The sequence below is a fragment of the Chitinophaga sp. SVR4-12A genome (assembly GCF_056754765.1).
The window spans coordinates 905,002-919,465 of the sequence record NZ_JBPGWP010000002.1 but is presented as its reverse complement, the minus strand read 5'-3'; the positions used below and the strand labels follow the sequence as shown (position 1 = coordinate 919,465).

Below are 14,464 nucleotides of genomic sequence, written 5' to 3'. Positions count from 1 at the left end.
AGCTAGCCGATGGCTGCAGACAACTCATCATACAGGTCTTGTGTTTCTTTTGAGCGGACCAAGAATTTTGTAAGGGCCCAGCGCTCGTTACGCTCATCGATGATCTGCTTAACGTTGCTAATGATGTCTTCTGAGCTCAATCTCATTCTATAATGTGCCAGTTGCGCTGCTATTTCATGGTATCCTTTCGCGTCTCTTGCTTTTTCTGGCGCCCTGTTTAGAATGGTTTGCAATTGTTCCACTTTCAGGTCGGCCGCAGTTTTCACCGGCGCCTGGGGTTGAGGAGCCTTTGACTTAGGCTTGGCCTTTGGCTTTGGTACCGAAGTTACGGGAGGTTTGGCCGGTGATGGCACCGGAACGCTCACGGGAACAAGGTTTGATTTGGGGACCGAAACCGGAGGTTTAACAGGCGACTGCACCGGAAGGCTTACCGGAACGGCTCCTGATTTGGGAAGGGAGACAGGCGGAGCCACCGACGCTCCCCTGCTGCCAAGGGTTTGATACTCGCTTAAATATTTTGTCCGCTCCAGCACAGCCACTTTGGGAGCGGATGGCCATTTTGCCTGCTCCATGTCTTTCACGTGGTTGTTGCCAACTTTATAGATGGTATTGTCCAGTGATCCAGACGCGTTGTTGATCCGCTCAAGCATTTGCTGACTGCGGGCAATCCGGAGCGGAACGCTCTTAAACTCAACAGCGCTAAACGTTGATTTACTATGCACGTTGCCGATAAATTCGCCTATCAGCTCGAGATCCCTTTTCACTTTTGACACCAGCACACGTCTTTCCAGCTCGTCACCCACTACTGCCGTCAATTTGTTACCTCTTAGTATTGTGCGAAGTTCTTTGAGCACTTCGATCATCGGCCCCACCTTACTTGCCTGGCTTTCCGGCGCCCTACGCAGGTCGTTGATCAATACCGGCAATAAATATTTTAATACCCAGGCGGCATCTTTAGCGCCTGATACATCAGTGCTTTTGCCGGGTTTGAAACTGGATGCCAGGTAAGGACTGATATATTCATTGAGCGCGGTATATCCAAATGCCAGCCGTAACTTAAGTGGATCCGGGGTCGTCTCCTTGCCACTGCCATCATTGAGCGGGATGGAGTCTGCTTCGTAATGCACCGTGATACCTGCCTGTCCCCATGCCCCTTGTTCTGCGTCATCCGGTATCTCACCATGCGTTTCACCTGCAATTGCTACGTTCACTTTTTTGCTATTGAGATCGTCTGCCAGGTGTAATTGAACCACTCCACGGGCAGCGGACAATCCTGTGGTTTTATTGTGATCAGCGATGGCCTGATATGCTTTTAGCTGCTTTACGCGAGGGCTGTTATTGGCGATCTCCTGGTAGGATTGCGCGGTAAGATGATGAGCAGGCAGGGATGCGGATTTTCCCTTGCGTTGGAGGGCAGGGTTTGCATTGACGCGAGGCTGGCGCTTGTCTTCCTGCTTTTTAGCGGCGTGTCTGGGCATTGTATTTTGAGGTGTGATGTACACCTAATATACTATTTTGTCTGCTATTTCGCCGCCATTTTTTTGCACAGCGTTGAAAGCCGGCATGTCTTATAGCAAGCCATTCAAACATCATAACGGTAAAACTGGTAGGAAAACCAGTAATCCGTATAAATTGAATCCACCAGACTTGCGTACTTTGCAGTACAACAATAAACTTTAGCCTATGATGAGCAAAAATACATTGCTGCAACCGGTACTTCTTTTTATGCTCACGTTAAATATGCTCAAAATGAATGCTCAGCAAAATACTATAACACATCAGCCGTTAAACGCCCGTCAGCAAAGTATCGTGGTCATTGCTGCACTGACTGCGACTGGTGACCTGGACAGTTTGAAAAAGCAATTGCATGCAGGCCTCGATGCGGGGCTGGCTGTTAATGAGATCAAAGAAATACTGGTGCAGTTGTATGCGTATTGCGGCTTTCCCAGAAGCCTAAATGCTATCAACAGCTTCAGGGCAGTGCTTGATGAACGAAAAGCCAGCGGTATCCAGGATGCGGCCGGAAAAGAGATCATCGTTTCTGATATAAAAGACAAATATGAACAGGGCAGAAAAGTATTGGAAGAGCTGACCAAAACCCCACAACCGAAACCTGCACCTGGATTTGGAGAATTTGCACCACGCATCGATGCGTTTCTAAAAGAACATTTGTTTGGAGATGTCTTTGCAAGTGATGTACTTGACTACCAGCAAAGGGAACTGACAACTATTGCTGCTTTGTCAGCAATGAGTGGAGTGGCGCCTCAACTGCAATCACACCTCGCAATAGGAAGAAACACTGGTCTTTCAGCAGCCCAGCTGGTACAGGTTGCTGAACTGATCGGTCAACATATCGGGGCTATACAGGCCAATGTACTGAGGAAATTGCTTGAACAAGCGCCTGTACCGGTTATGCAACCGGACATGATGGTGCGTATCGCAGAAATAGAAATTGTACCTGAACAGCTGAAAGCATACAATGCCATCCTGCGGGAAGAAGCGGCTGCATCTGTTGAAAAGGAGCCAGAAGTAATTGCTATTTTCCCGATGTACCAGCGGGAAAGCCCCAACCAGGTAAGAATAGTGGAAATTTATGCCAGCAAAGCAGCTTATCAGTCGCATTTAACTACACCGCATTTCCAGCATTACAAAAGCGCTACACTTGGAATGGTGAAATCATTGAAGCTGGTAGAAATGGAAAGCCTGGACAAAGAAAGTATGATACAGATATTTGAAAAACTGAAATAGTTTTTAGTATTTGCCGCTGATCTCTTTTGATAGCACTGCCAAAATAATTTCAATTTCAATAACTAATGTTGATGGATTACTTGGAATACGCCAAAGCACGGGGCTTGAAAATTCACTCCATCACCGGTGTGATTATTTACCCTGATAGTAATAGCATACCACAAGATATTTTGTTAATACCCTATGATGCAAAGCCGGGCCAAAATCTGGATGAAATTATTAAATGTGCTTTTACTCAGGACAGTGTGACAGCTATATTTAATTATTTTCAAAACGTAAGGTGGACCATGCCGGAGTTAGAAGAGGAACTTAAAGGCTGGTCTTTTAAAAAAGGGCAGAATGCGAGTTCGAAATATTTTGGCTTAGATCTCCGCCTGAGTTATGGAACGATCACCTTTGATCGGACCATGGCCGACATAATTGATGAAGAGGATGAAACTGGTACATTCAAATTATTGTATGCAGATCAGCTTTTCACAATTGGTGTTGTGGAGTATCCAAATTACGTTGGCCCCGCAAAATTGTTTAAAAAAATTAATAAGTAATAACAAAATGGATCGCGCCGCTGCTATTTCCCGCTAACTATGGGCCTTAAGCATTCCCTCAATTCCACCAGCATCTTCCCCGGCTCTTCCCAAGGTATCATGTGCGAAGAATGTTCAAACCACACGCCTTTCTTTACCGGCGCGCTGACCGTCTTTAACCATGCAGCCGTTGGCTCCGAAGGCGTCGTATAATCATGTCTGCCCATAAACATAAACACAGGAATAGGAAATCGCTTCACCGGCTTCATATCCACCTCCAGAAATTCCGGCAATACCCGCCATAAAGTGAACACGTTCCCGTCATCTATTGCCGCCACATCTTTCCGCTCATATGCTGGCGATAGTAATGGTCCATTAAAGAAATACATGGATTCGTTTCTGTAAGCCGTTAAGCCACCATAATACTGCGCCCATTTCCTGGCAGTGATGATTCGCTCACGGGTAATCGGCTGATTACCCGGATAAGGGGCAATCGCCTTTAACTCCGCCAATGCGGTATCATTCTTAAATTTCTCCGCCTGCGACATTGCATACTCAAAGCTCACCTGCTCATTCACCCGGGTATTGATCACCTGCCCAACACCGATATACGCATAGAACAGATCAGGACGTTTTAACGCTGCTTTCATTCCAATGATTGTTCCCCAGCTATGGCCCATCAAAATAAGCTTTGTGGCATGGTAACGCTGCCTGATATAAGCCGCCAGCTCTATCGCATCATCTACATAAGTATCTATCTTAATCGTATTAGCTATTGAATCGGGAGGAGTAGCCAGGAAAGTCCTGCCGGCCCCACGCTGATCGTAGTTCACCACCGTAAAATATTCTTCGATAGGCCGCTGGAACATCCACATTACGGGCGATATGGGAGAAGCCGGACCGCCATGCACAAACAGGATCACCGGGTTGTCTTTACTTTGACCGCGCACATATACCCACTGCTGAATACCTCCGATCTTCACCTGGTAGGTTTCCTGGATGCCATCAGGATTTACGATCTTATCCAGGTCGGCAATGATGCTTCTTCCTTTGGAAAGACCGGCCCTTGTACTGTCGTTTTGTGCAAAAAGTGTAATTGGCGCTATTGCCAGGTAGAGCAGCAGGATGATTTTGTTGAGCATTAGATCAGTGTTTCGGAATGGATCAACGAGAATACGACTTATATGGCACAAATGCAAGTGAGAATGGCAGAAATAGCCCCTGAATATTTCACAAATAGCCACCCCGTTTGATCAGCTTATGGGCTATCTTTGAAACTAAGTTATTAACCACAAAACCTACAGCGTATGAACACCAAAAAGATCTGGGCCAATTTCGGCGTCCAGGATTTAGCACGGACCACTAAATTCTATAAACAACTCGGGTTTAAACAAAACGGGGAGTCGGAGCAATTGACCAGCTTTTTCTTTGGCGAGAAAGACTTTATCATCCATTTCTTCTTGAAAGATGTCCTTGAGCCCGGCATGAAAGGGCAAATAGTTGATACAAAAACAGGGAATGAAATTATTTTCACCCTTTCTGCCGATACGAAGGAAGAGGTGGATAATTGGGAAAAAGAGGTGCAGAAAGCCGGAGGAACAATAGTTTCCAAGCCGGAAGAGTTTGGAAAAGGTTATTATGGGTTCGTGTTTGCTGATCCTGATGGACACAGGTTCAATGTGTTTCAGATGTAGTATCACTATTGCAACATTATTATGTACCTTTTGCTCATAAACCTAAATAATTGGAGGAATGAGCAATTTCATCTCTGATAAACTCTTCAAAAAAACCGGCATCTCCAATCTGCCGGAGATTCTCAGCTCTCAAATCACCAGCGCCGAGCTCTCCTCGCTGCTGCTCGAAGTATACCAGCGTAAATCACAAGACATCAATCCATCCGCTTTGCTCCGGCATCACAAAGAGAATATCTACGTACAGCCGTCAGGCGCAGATATGATAAATTCATTAGAGAAAGAACTAATCGTCCTGCAGTACTTAAAAACGCATGAATACACTCCATTGGAACTCTCCCCCGTTGCCCAATTTGCCAGCTGCTCTGCCGTCGGCACTGTTAGTCAGCACAAGATCATCACCGCCCTTCGCCATTGCGAAGTAGTCGCCGATGCCACAAATGCCCTGGCGCTACACATCGCCGCGCTGAAACAAGACGGCCATACAAACGACTTGTTACGCTTCTGCACCATCCATCGCCACATCAGAACCATGCAGCTGCCTCCCGGCAAAGGCTATACGCCCCATTTCAAAATAGCCTGCATGGTAACCGGCGGCACCGATACCGGCCATTTCTCCTTTGAGCTGAACAACGCAGCAGCGAATCTGCAACACATCTTCCGTATACTGGAACTGGTAGGCGGTATTAGTGACAGCTACTGCGTGATCCGCCCCCGCGGCGGCTATCCTAATGGAGATGAGCTGGTCCACTCCTTAACCAAGCATCTGCAGGCCCTTTTCCCTTCAAAGATCAATGTAGATGAACAGCAACCTGGAAACAATTACTACAAAGGATTTCAATATAAGATCTATATCCGCACATCCGGAGAGCCTATTGAGATAGCAGATGGCGGCATGGTAGATTGGACACAGCAGCTCTTGAATAACAAGAAAGAAAGATGCATGATTGCAGGCATCGGTTTGAGCTTGTTGCTCAAATTAAATGAAGGGCGCCTGCACTAGCATCAACAAGGCCTTCAGACCGCCTGATCTGAAGGCCTCGCCCGGCGTCCTGCCTCCGTGTCAGCCATTATACATGCGCTTCCATATGTTCTTCCTGCGCCGCCCTTTCCCATAATTCCAGGCCTTCTCTCAGGTCGTCCGCATTCATGCACGGAAACATTTCGACCTTGGCATTCAGCTCCAGGAAGAAGGGCTCTGCAATAGAAGGCATCATGGAGGCGTCTTTGAGGTCAAAGACCATAATACAGGTTCTGCAGCCGTCAATAGCAGTAAAATAGCTGGCTTCGGGGTTGAGCTTTTCCATGGTAGCTTTCATGATGTGACGCATGGAGCCGTTCCTGATGGCGTTGTTGGCGGCCGTTACTTCCATTGTTACCTTTAGCAATGTTCTCATTTTTTGAGGTTTTAGGTCCTAAAGGTCAAGCTTTTTACCATCGGGAAATGTTATTGAAATGTTGTTGTTGCAACACTGAAATGCCTAAAACCAACAGGCCCAAAACAAGCCATTACAAGCTTATTTTGGGCCTGATGCCTTCCTGCACCGTTCGTATCAGCAACAAAAACTCCTGCGGGTGCAATAGAAAATGCTCGGAGAAGGATCACAGGGATTCTCTGTCAGCGGGTCGGAGATCCTTTTCCCGCCCACTACGTTTTCCTGCTGTTTGTCTGTCAAACGGGCAATCCTGATCTTGTTCAGCACAAGCTTTTGTGCCTGGATCTTTTTTTTCATAAACCTAGATTTAGAAAACCAGATGAACAGGCTCAGATCAGGCAACCGGGCTGTCCGGGCTTGCTGATCGGCGGCGGGCATTTAAAGCCGAAAGTAGGTGCGTTCTCCCACTTCTGCTGTGTGCCGCCATTGCTGAGCACAGAAATTTTGATCTTGTTCAAACGAAGTTTCTTTGCGGTTTGTTTCTTCATAATGTGCTATTGATTGAAGGGTTGAAAAATGCTACAGTCTATAGGTGAAGGTACTGACAAATTCAGGGCATAACAACCCTGTAAAGCGGGGATTTCTGTTCCAATTTGTCAAGTTTCCTAAACGGGTAAAAGAAAAAGAAGACGGTATTACAAGATATTATAAGTCGATAAAGGCCGATCATCCCTTGATCGCCACCTTATCGCATGACAAAAAATGGATCGCCGCCACATTTACCAAAGAGACGGGAAACCTGTGGATCAACCCGGAACGCAGCTGTCAGCATGCCGATCCGCGATTGGCTGAAAAGCAGTGAAACGAAAACCCCTGGATTGAAGACGTTTATCGTGGAAGCGACGCCGCCGCAATTATTGGACAGGATCAAAAAGGAGATGTGAGGTGCCCGCTTCTATATACAAGCGCTCTATAAAAGCGTCAACATCCTGCATTCTCAGACAAGCGGCCTCTTCTCTCAGTTCATCCCGGCCTTCGGCAGGGAACTCAATGAGATCCAGCGCCATATCGAACAGATTAAGACTATCCAGCAGATAGATGCTTACGCCTGTCATCTGCAGGTTGGAAGTAAGGTCTGCCAGTTCAACGTGTTTGGTGATCAGTTTTTTAGCTAGCTGCTGTTTAGATTTCATATAGGTTGAATTAAAAATGGTGAGTATGTTCGGTAATTGTGTCCCTTATTTTAACCTGACATACCGTTCAATGATCTCGTGATCAACGCCTGCGCCCTCGACTTTTTCTATACCTTTTTGTGTGAGTGTGTCGTTGCTGATGCTTACCGTGAAAGTGAATGTTTTGCCCTCCCAGTTCCTATCGCCATAATAATCAAGGTGCTCTGTATAAGTATTGCCCTCCAGTGTGTAACTGCCGCCTCCTCCATCAAACTGGTTGGAAGAGTCTTTCGGAGCGTCCTCCCTGTGTTTCAAAAAAGCGAAATGGGATCCATTAATGATCTTGATCATGCTCATGCCCTTGGTGTAATCCGTAACGGCAGTATCCCCTTTGGTGATCGTAGCCCCGGAGATCAGGCGCCAGGTACCGCTAAGTGGTAAGGCAGCGGCAGGCGCTTGCTCTTCTGTTTGCTCTTTTGGCGCTTGCGCGCAGGAGAATAATAGACCTAAAACCAGTGTGACAGGTAAAATTGTAGGTTTCATCACCTGAATATAATGCTATTTTGAAAGTTTTTCAACAGCCTGACCGGCTGATCCAGGAAAATTTATTAACATTCATCCCACTATTTCGCTTTAGGCCTTCTCGGCACTACAACACAGCAGTTACCGTTCTTGTCAAGGGGATCAGGAATATATGTTTTATTCACCTTCAGATCCACTTTCTCAGTGTATGCGCCGTCAAAAGTGATCTGTCCGTTTTTGATCTCGTAAAACCTGGAAGGAACATAATACATAGAATCTGCCGCTGGATAAGGCGCGGATGCCTCGCTGCCGCCGAATTCCATAAAGCCATCCTGGTCAAGGTCTTTCACATCTGAAGCGATCGCGGTAAACAATGAATCTGCAATAGAATTATGGATGCTGAATATATAGAACTTGTTCTTCTTCGCACCATCCGTCACCTCCAGGAATAAGAAAACATTCCCTTTGTCTTCGATAATTTTGTTACGCCTGCTTTTATACACCACATTGTCTGTAGCCAGCTGGTAACTGCGCCTGCTGTTTACGATGATAGAGCCGTTATATACCGACACCATATGACCCTGGCTGCTTTTAAAGGCGATATTGTTGGCAGATGATTGCGCCAGTACCGGCGAACTGATGATGATCATTAAAAAGAGGCAGCGTACGAGCCTTAATAACATAGTTTAGTTTTTAAATCAGGGCTTAACTTAAGGATTTTTTTTTATTTTGTATGCATGGAAAAGATCACCCCCAACGACATACGCTATTCCGATCTCGCCAGCAAACGATTTAACAAGCGCTTTTCAGGAAAACCCGAATATATCCTACTGCCCACCTCCACGCAGGAAGTAGTAGCAGCCGTACAGGAAGCGGTAGACACTAAACGCCGCCCGGTAGTACGCAGCGGCGGGCATTGCCTGGAAGGCTTTGTGACAGACCCAACCGTACAGGTACTGATCGACGTATCGTTGATGGCCAACGTCTACTATGACGCTGAAAAAGCAGCCTTTGCAGTAGGGGCCGGCGCTACCGTAGGCGAAACCTATCGCAGACTGTTCCTGGGCTGGGGCGTGGTATTACCCGCCGGGGAGCATCCCGGTATAGGGATGGGCGGACATGTGCTGGGCGGCGCTTTCGGTTTCCTTTGCCGGGAATATGGCCTCGCGGCCGACTATCTCTACGGCGTAGAGCTGGTGACCGTAGATGCATCCGGCAAAGCTCACAGCGTGATCGCTACCCGGGAAGCTAATGATCCTAACCGGGAGCTCTGGTGGGCGCACACCGGTGGCGGTGGCGGCAACTTTGGCATCGTAACCCGCTACTGGCTGCGGTCTCCAGGTACCAATGGAGCTGACCCTTTCACCGCATTGCCCAAAGCGCCGGCAACTATTACCACCTTCCGCATAGCGTGGGACTGGAAAGACTTTGATGAAAGTGCATTCTCCCGCCTGGCACAAAATTTCGGTGCCTGGTGCCAACAGCACAGTGATGCTGATGATCCGCACCGGCAGCTATTCAGCACGCTATTTCTGAATCACCAGAACGTCGGCAAGCTGGAGGTAAAAGGCCTGGCTACGGGAGCAAATGCCGCCCGGCTGATAGATGAGCACCTGGCTGCCATCGCGGAGCCTATCGGTGTGAATTTTACAAAACAGATCGAGGAAACTCCCTGGCTGCGTTTTGCCCTCAATCCTTTTCCCGAATTATTTCAACCCGGTTTCGATAATATCAATGCAAAAGTGAAGGATGCTTTCTTCCGCCAGCCCTTGAATGAAAAGCAGATCACAACCGCCTATAAATATCTAAGTGCGCAGGCGCCGATACGTGGCGGCCTGGGCATGGCCACCTACGGCGGTAAAGTAAATACCATTGCACCGGATGCTACCGCATCTTCACAACGGGATTGTATCATGGACGTTGCCTGCAATACCGGCTGGACCGCCCCCGAAGGCGCCGCACCCAGCCTGGACTGGGTACGTAATTTTTACAAAGATCTCTTCCCCAACTCTGGTGGTGTGCCTGTTCCCAATGAACAGACAGATGGCTGTATGATCAATCACCCGGATACCGACCTCGCCTCTCCCGAATGGAACCAATCAGGTATTCCCTGGTATACCCTTTATTACAAAGAGAACTATCCACGCTTACAAAATGTGAAAGACAAATGGGACCCCTTAAATATTTTCTATCATGCCTTGTCTGTACAGGCCTGATCGCTATGGCAGCAATGGGCGGATACTCACTTCGTATTACCCAAACGTTCTTCCAATGGCAGCCAGACTTTATAAGGAGAAACCGTTCCCCTATTCCCTAACATAAAGAAAGGAATTGCGGTAAATGATTTCCCTGTAACAACATTAATGCCGCCTAGCAATGCCGGCTTAAAGCTTAATTGCAGCGCGGCGTTTTTACTGATGGATATATTATCCAGGTCGGCATTGTCAACACCTTCCAGCCCGTAGATCACCGGTCCGGAGGCAATGGCAGCCTTGCCTTTGATCGTTTGCACAGCGTCATTCGGGAACACCAGCCTGGGCTGCATAGGCAAACTGATCTCTATCTTATCGCCCTTCTTCCAGCGGCGCTTAATCGCTACATACCCCTGCTCCGGCGCCACCGCCATCTGCTTTCCGTTCACCCGGATGGTAACCGGCTGCTTTACCTTTGAATAGTAGAGATCCATATGGTTCTCCTTACTTTGCGCCCATCCGGGAACACGCACCCTGATCGTTAGATCACGTTCTTTCACAGGATCTACCCGGATCTGCGATTCCCCTTTCCAGGGATACTGTGTTACCTGTTTTAATTTTAGCTGTCCATCCTTATACTCGCTGCCAATAAAGAGGTTGACAAAAATGCCAGCACTGTCTTTTGAGTAAATATATTCCGGTAGTGCCGATACCAGCTTCAGGAACATGGGCGGGCAACAGGGACAGCTATGCCAGCTCCAACGCTGATGATCTGTTGCGATCAGCGGGTTCTCATAAAAGTAATGATCGCCTGAGAGCGATACACCTGAAAGGAGGTTATTATAGATCACCCGCTCAAATTCATCCATATACTTCCCATCCCCCAACAGCTGGTTCATTCGCTGGCTGAAAAATGCTGACCCTACTGCTGCGCATGTTTCCAGGTAAGCCGATTCTGGTAAAAAATAGTCAGGCCCAAACTTCTCCTGGTCTGCAATAGCGCCTTCTCCCCCGGTGATGAACATCCGCTTGCCGGTCATATTGTTCCAGTAATGGATGGCGGTGTTGATATAGGCAGGGTTCTTATTCTCCAGCGCCATAGCTGTTACGCCTGTCGCCAGCAGCGTTGCCCTTACAGCATGTCCTTCTATCGTTTGCTGCTGCAGCACAGGCATATGATCCTGGTTATAGGCGCCATCACTTTTACGCGCATGACTGCCATCGGGTTCACCATAATTGCCGCGGTGCTCGATCCAGAATTGGACGATGCTATAGTATTGATCCTCCTGTACCGGAGCGCTCATCTTTTGCTTCAGTGCAGGCTCCTGCTTAAACAACCAGTATAATTTCAGCAAGGCCTCTTCTGGTCCGCCGTGACCCGGCACAATGTTCATTTTAGGCGCCGGCCCCATTTGCGCGCACATATAATTACTGAGTTTCACCGCTACTTCCAGCAAACGTGTTTTACCAGTGGCCTGGTAATAATGTACAGCTGCTTCTACCAGCATACCGGCGTTATATACATCATGTTGCCATTTGTCATCTCCGCCATTAGTGCCCCAGCGTTGACCAGGACGATTTAAGGTGGTGTAGGTATTGATGTATCCATCCGGATCAACGGCTTGTGCAGCAGCTATCCTTTCTATATAACCGTCTATCCGTTGCTCCAATCGCGCATCCGGGTATTGTTTAAGCAGATCAGCCGCACCGCTGATAGTTTCATATACCAGCCCGTCGTACCAGGGTGGGCCATCAAACTGTTTAGTGTTCTTATCTCCCCTGGCTACCCGGTCAAAGTTTAAGAAGGCATCTCTTGTTCTGCCCAGCTTTTGCTTTTCTTCGATGAGATCTTTCCTGTCTGGTTCATATTTGCCTTCAAACTTATCGAAGACATCGTACACCGTTTTAGTGGCCCAGGTCTTGTACTTCGGGGACCAGAAGGGATCCTGTATACGGACATCTTGCGAAAAGGATACCTGGAACAAAAAAAGCATCGCCTGGCACATGACAGCCGGCAACACAAAGGACTTGCGTACACGCATTCTTAAAGACTTTATGTATAAAAAACTTAATGCAAAATTGCAGCTAATAGCTGGCCTCCCCTAGCACTAAATTAACCTGACATTGTACCGGATTGACGAATGTATTATATTACCCATTCAATATGCGCGCATGAAATTGTACAGGGAAAATATTATTCATGATCCCAACATCCTGGTGGTGAAGGAGGAACGCTTCACCGTGAACGAGTTCCCCCTGCATTACCACCCGGAATACGAGCTGATACTGATCCTGAGCGGATCGGGCAAACGCTTTGCAGGAGATAATATTTCGGAGTTTTCTTCGGGGGATCTTTGTCTTTTCGGGCCTAATCTGCCCCATACTTACAGCAACAAACACCTGGCGGGCAAGCGGGATATTCACCAGATCGTGATACAGTTCAGCGAAGATTTCCTGGGTAGGGGCTTTTTTGACAAAGCGCCTTTCAAGCAGATCAGGGCCATGCTGGACCAGTCTGCACGGGGTTGTACCTTTAGCGGCAATACATTAAAAGAAGCTGGGGCTTTGATACAATCACTGCTGCAGCTGGATGAAGCAGCCATGATCATTCAGCTGTTGTCTGTGTTGCATACCTTGTCCAGGTCTGCTGAGTATAGTTTATTGTCCAGCCGGGGCTTCAGCACGCAGCTGGACTATGTAGAATCCGAGCGTATGGGGAAAGTGCTGGATTATATCCTGAAGAATTTCCGGGAAGAGATCACCTTACACCAGATCGCTTCCGTAGCCTGCCTTTCGCCGGAAGCGTTTTGCAGGTACTTTAAGAAATATACCCGCAAAACGTTTTCAGAATTCCTGGCAGAAGTACGCATCGGTCATGCGTGCAAGCTTTTGCAGCAGCATACCATGGGCGTGAACCAGGTAAGTATTGAGTCCGGCTTTAACAACATCTCTTACTTCAACCGCAAATTCAAGTCCATGATGCAAAAGACGCCGGTAGAATACCAGAAGGCCTTTATCAGAACGGATGATGCCGCAGTCCACCATCCACAACTGCAACGGAACCGGTAATATAACGGGCGCGCGGTGATACCAGGAATACGGCCATATTGGCCATATCTTCCGGCTCACCGAAATCTCCCAGGGGAATCTCCTGTGCAGCAAATTGCTTACGTTCTTCGGCATTGAAGAAACGGCGGATGTTCTCTGTATCGATCAATCCCGGCTGCAGGCTATTCACCCGGATACCGTACTGGCCCAGTTGTCCGGCCAGCTGTTTAGACCAGCTTACGATCGCCGCCTTAGCCACTGCTGATACATTCACCGAGCGGAGCTCATAATTGCTGACCAGGTTCAGGATTACGCCCTGCCTGCGTTCCATAAAATGCGGCAGTAAAGCTTGCGTAAGCTGCCGCGGACGATCAAAATCCAGTGCCATGGAGTTTGCCCACGCATCTTCGGGCCCCACTACATCGAGCGGACAACTACGCCCTGCGTTATTAATGAGTATATCTACCTGTCCAAGCTTGTTCAATGCCGCAGTGGCGATCTGCTGCGGCCCTTCAGGCGCCACAAAATCCTGGACAAAGGTAACAGGTTCCGCGCCGCCGGCGGCAATCACTTCTTCTTTTAAACTATTCAGTAATGCTTCATTCCTGGCAGTAGCAAAAACCCGTACGCCTTCATTGGCCAGTTCCTTTACAATAGCGCGGCCAATGCCCTGGCTGGCGCCTGTTACTACAGCAGTTTTTCCTTTTAAGTACAGATCCATAAATCCGGTTTTGAAAATTTCTTTGCAAAACTAGGCAGCGGCCCCTAATTTTATGACAGTACAATTAATTGTGTGGTACATACAAATTTGTAAGTAATGGCGGCCAGGAAGAAAAATTCGACCTATACACGTAACGAACAATGCATCATTGACTGTGATCTCACCTATGCGGTTTACATGCTCGGCGGCAGATGGAAACTGCTCATACTGGATAAGCTGAAGCATAAGAAACTCCGCTTCGGCGAGCTAAAAAAGGAATTCTCCTATATGTCTGACCGGATGCTGACCCTGCAGCTAAAAGCACTGGAGCAGGATGGTCTGGTTAAAAGAACGGTATATGCAGAAGTGCCGCCAAGGGTGGAATATGAGCTGACAGAAACAGCATTGGAGCTGGGGCCTATCTTAACACAATTGAGCGAATGGGGAGGAAAGCATAGGGAAAAAATTTTCCCCCTCCCCTAATGTCATCC

Annotated in this window: 18 protein-coding genes; 8 read left to right on the top strand and 10 right to left on the bottom strand. The window is 47.9% G+C overall.

Annotated elements, in window-relative coordinates; translation table 11 throughout:
- Positions 1-2 precede the first annotated feature (2 nt).
- On the bottom strand, positions 3-1,478 hold the full coding sequence (locus ACR9Y8_RS30130; RefSeq protein ID WP_481217014.1) for a hypothetical protein: 1,476 nt from the start codon (positions 1,476-1,478) through the stop codon (positions 3-5).
- Between the two features lie 205 nt (positions 1,479-1,683).
- Here ACR9Y8_RS30130 and ACR9Y8_RS30125 point away from each other — a divergent pair, with 205 nt between their 5' ends.
- A complete protein-coding gene (locus tag ACR9Y8_RS30125) occupies positions 1,684-2,748 on the top strand; it encodes a carboxymuconolactone decarboxylase family protein (protein ID WP_481217013.1) in 1,065 nt (354 codons plus the stop codon).
- A 71-nt stretch (positions 2,749-2,819) separates the two neighbouring features.
- On the top strand, positions 2,820-3,293 hold the full coding sequence (locus ACR9Y8_RS30120) for a hypothetical protein (protein WP_481217012.1): 474 nt from the start codon (positions 2,820-2,822) through the stop codon (positions 3,291-3,293).
- Positions 3,294-3,316: 23 nt separating this feature from the next.
- Here the strand turns inward: ACR9Y8_RS30120 and ACR9Y8_RS30115 are convergent, their stop codons facing one another.
- Positions 3,317-4,414, bottom strand: a complete 1,098-nt coding sequence (locus ACR9Y8_RS30115) for an alpha/beta fold hydrolase (RefSeq protein WP_481217011.1) — start codon at positions 4,412-4,414, stop codon at positions 3,317-3,319.
- 165 nt (positions 4,415-4,579) lie between these two features.
- On the opposite strand from ACR9Y8_RS30115, the gene ACR9Y8_RS30110 reads away from it, so the two are divergent.
- Positions 4,580-4,966, top strand: coding sequence for a VOC family protein (locus ACR9Y8_RS30110; RefSeq protein WP_481217010.1), 387 nt, complete (start codon positions 4,580-4,582; stop codon positions 4,964-4,966).
- A 58-nt stretch (positions 4,967-5,024) separates the two neighbouring features.
- On the top strand, positions 5,025-5,966 hold the full coding sequence (locus ACR9Y8_RS30105; protein ID WP_481217009.1) for a hypothetical protein: 942 nt from the start codon (positions 5,025-5,027) through the stop codon (positions 5,964-5,966).
- Positions 5,967-6,033: 67 nt separating this feature from the next.
- Here ACR9Y8_RS30105 and ACR9Y8_RS30100 read toward each other — a convergent pair whose 3' ends face one another.
- The 3 genes from ACR9Y8_RS30100 to ACR9Y8_RS30090 form a co-directional block, all read right to left on the bottom strand.
- Complete coding sequence (locus tag ACR9Y8_RS30100) at positions 6,034-6,360, bottom strand: hypothetical protein (protein WP_481217008.1); 327 nt, start codon at positions 6,358-6,360, stop codon at positions 6,034-6,036.
- Positions 6,361-6,516: 156 nt separating this feature from the next.
- Positions 6,517-6,696: a class I lanthipeptide gene (locus tag ACR9Y8_RS30095; RefSeq protein WP_481217007.1), complete on the bottom strand. Its 180-nt coding sequence runs from the start codon at positions 6,694-6,696 to the stop codon at positions 6,517-6,519.
- Positions 6,697-6,728: 32 nt separating this feature from the next.
- Entirely contained in the window at positions 6,729-6,887 is a 159-nt protein-coding gene (locus ACR9Y8_RS30090) for a hypothetical protein (RefSeq protein WP_481217006.1), read from the bottom strand.
- A 44-nt stretch (positions 6,888-6,931) separates the two neighbouring features.
- Here ACR9Y8_RS30090 and ACR9Y8_RS30085 point away from each other — a divergent pair, with 44 nt between their 5' ends.
- The gene (locus ACR9Y8_RS30085; protein WP_481217005.1) at positions 6,932-7,201 is read left to right on the top strand and encodes a hypothetical protein; all 270 of its coding nucleotides are present in this window, start codon (positions 6,932-6,934) and stop codon (positions 7,199-7,201) included.
- Between the two features lie 52 nt (positions 7,202-7,253).
- Here the strand turns inward: ACR9Y8_RS30085 and ACR9Y8_RS30080 are convergent, their stop codons facing one another.
- From ACR9Y8_RS30080 to ACR9Y8_RS30070, 3 genes are all read right to left on the bottom strand, one after another.
- Positions 7,254-7,532, bottom strand: coding sequence for a hypothetical protein (locus tag ACR9Y8_RS30080; protein WP_029465164.1), 279 nt, complete (start codon positions 7,530-7,532; stop codon positions 7,254-7,256).
- Between the two features lie 45 nt (positions 7,533-7,577).
- Positions 7,578-8,054 carry a hypothetical protein gene (locus ACR9Y8_RS30075; protein ID WP_481217004.1) on the bottom strand — a complete coding sequence of 159 codons (477 nt, stop codon included), beginning with the start codon at positions 8,052-8,054 and terminating at the stop codon, positions 7,578-7,580.
- Between the two features lie 80 nt (positions 8,055-8,134).
- On the bottom strand, positions 8,135-8,716 hold the full coding sequence (locus tag ACR9Y8_RS30070) for a hypothetical protein (protein ID WP_481217003.1): 582 nt from the start codon (positions 8,714-8,716) through the stop codon (positions 8,135-8,137).
- Between the two features lie 54 nt (positions 8,717-8,770).
- Here ACR9Y8_RS30070 and ACR9Y8_RS30065 point away from each other — a divergent pair, with 54 nt between their 5' ends.
- Complete coding sequence (locus ACR9Y8_RS30065) at positions 8,771-10,249, top strand: FAD-binding oxidoreductase (protein WP_481217002.1); 1,479 nt, start codon at positions 8,771-8,773, stop codon at positions 10,247-10,249.
- Positions 10,250-10,275: 26 nt separating this feature from the next.
- Here the strand turns inward: ACR9Y8_RS30065 and ACR9Y8_RS30060 are convergent, their stop codons facing one another.
- Positions 10,276-12,267: a glycoside hydrolase family 127 protein gene (locus ACR9Y8_RS30060; protein WP_481217001.1), complete on the bottom strand. Its 1,992-nt coding sequence runs from the start codon at positions 12,265-12,267 to the stop codon at positions 10,276-10,278.
- 130 nt (positions 12,268-12,397) lie between these two features.
- Between ACR9Y8_RS30060 and ACR9Y8_RS30055 the strand changes: the two genes are divergently transcribed.
- The gene (locus tag ACR9Y8_RS30055; protein ID WP_481217000.1) at positions 12,398-13,294 is read left to right on the top strand and encodes a helix-turn-helix domain-containing protein; all 897 of its coding nucleotides are present in this window, start codon (positions 12,398-12,400) and stop codon (positions 13,292-13,294) included.
- On the opposite strand, the gene ACR9Y8_RS30050 is transcribed toward ACR9Y8_RS30055, so the two are convergent.
- Positions 13,242-13,994, bottom strand: coding sequence for an SDR family NAD(P)-dependent oxidoreductase (locus tag ACR9Y8_RS30050; protein WP_481216999.1), 753 nt, complete (start codon positions 13,992-13,994; stop codon positions 13,242-13,244). The two genes, ACR9Y8_RS30055 and ACR9Y8_RS30050, sit on opposite strands and share 53 nt — an antisense overlap.
- A gap of 96 nt (positions 13,995-14,090) precedes the next feature.
- On the opposite strand from ACR9Y8_RS30050, the gene ACR9Y8_RS30045 reads away from it, so the two are divergent.
- A complete protein-coding gene (locus ACR9Y8_RS30045) occupies positions 14,091-14,456 on the top strand; it encodes a winged helix-turn-helix transcriptional regulator (RefSeq protein WP_481216998.1) in 366 nt (121 codons plus the stop codon).
- Positions 14,457-14,464 lie beyond the last annotated feature (8 nt).

What these genes read in the sequence shown, in the direction of transcription:
- ACR9Y8_RS30110 (WP_481217010.1), top strand. Translation starts at nt 4,580, where the DNA reads ATGAACACCAAAAAGATCTGGGCCAATTTCGGCGTCCAGGATTTAGCA.
- ACR9Y8_RS30060 (WP_481217001.1), bottom strand. Translation starts at nt 12,267, where the DNA reads ATGCGTGTACGCAAGTCCTTTGTGTTGCCGGCTGTCATGTGCCAGGCG.
- ACR9Y8_RS30095 (WP_481217007.1), bottom strand. Translation starts at nt 6,696, where the DNA reads ATGAAAAAAAAGATCCAGGCACAAAAGCTTGTGCTGAACAAGATCAGG.
- ACR9Y8_RS30075 (WP_481217004.1), bottom strand. Translation starts at nt 8,054, where the DNA reads ATGAAACCTACAATTTTACCTGTCACACTGGTTTTAGGTCTATTATTC.
- ACR9Y8_RS30070 (WP_481217003.1), bottom strand. Translation starts at nt 8,716, where the DNA reads ATGTTATTAAGGCTCGTACGCTGCCTCTTTTTAATGATCATCATCAGT.
- ACR9Y8_RS30055 (WP_481217000.1), top strand. Translation starts at nt 12,398, where the DNA reads ATGAAATTGTACAGGGAAAATATTATTCATGATCCCAACATCCTGGTG.
- ACR9Y8_RS30105 (WP_481217009.1), top strand. Translation starts at nt 5,025, where the DNA reads ATGAGCAATTTCATCTCTGATAAACTCTTCAAAAAAACCGGCATCTCC.
- ACR9Y8_RS30065 (WP_481217002.1), top strand. Translation starts at nt 8,771, where the DNA reads ATGGAAAAGATCACCCCCAACGACATACGCTATTCCGATCTCGCCAGC.
- ACR9Y8_RS30120 (WP_481217012.1), top strand. Translation starts at nt 2,820, where the DNA reads ATGGATTACTTGGAATACGCCAAAGCACGGGGCTTGAAAATTCACTCC.
- ACR9Y8_RS30050 (WP_481216999.1), bottom strand. Translation starts at nt 13,994, where the DNA reads ATGGATCTGTACTTAAAAGGAAAAACTGCTGTAGTAACAGGCGCCAGC.
- ACR9Y8_RS30090 (WP_481217006.1), bottom strand. Translation starts at nt 6,887, where the DNA reads ATGAAGAAACAAACCGCAAAGAAACTTCGTTTGAACAAGATCAAAATT.
- ACR9Y8_RS30100 (WP_481217008.1), bottom strand. Translation starts at nt 6,360, where the DNA reads ATGAGAACATTGCTAAAGGTAACAATGGAAGTAACGGCCGCCAACAAC.
- ACR9Y8_RS30125 (WP_481217013.1), top strand. Translation starts at nt 1,684, where the DNA reads ATGATGAGCAAAAATACATTGCTGCAACCGGTACTTCTTTTTATGCTC.
- ACR9Y8_RS30115 (WP_481217011.1), bottom strand. Translation starts at nt 4,414, where the DNA reads ATGCTCAACAAAATCATCCTGCTGCTCTACCTGGCAATAGCGCCAATT.
- ACR9Y8_RS30130 (WP_481217014.1), bottom strand. Translation starts at nt 1,478, where the DNA reads ATGCCCAGACACGCCGCTAAAAAGCAGGAAGACAAGCGCCAGCCTCGC.
- ACR9Y8_RS30080 (WP_029465164.1), bottom strand. Translation starts at nt 7,532, where the DNA reads ATGAAATCTAAACAGCAGCTAGCTAAAAAACTGATCACCAAACACGTT.
- ACR9Y8_RS30045 (WP_481216998.1), top strand. Translation starts at nt 14,091, where the DNA reads ATGGCGGCCAGGAAGAAAAATTCGACCTATACACGTAACGAACAATGC.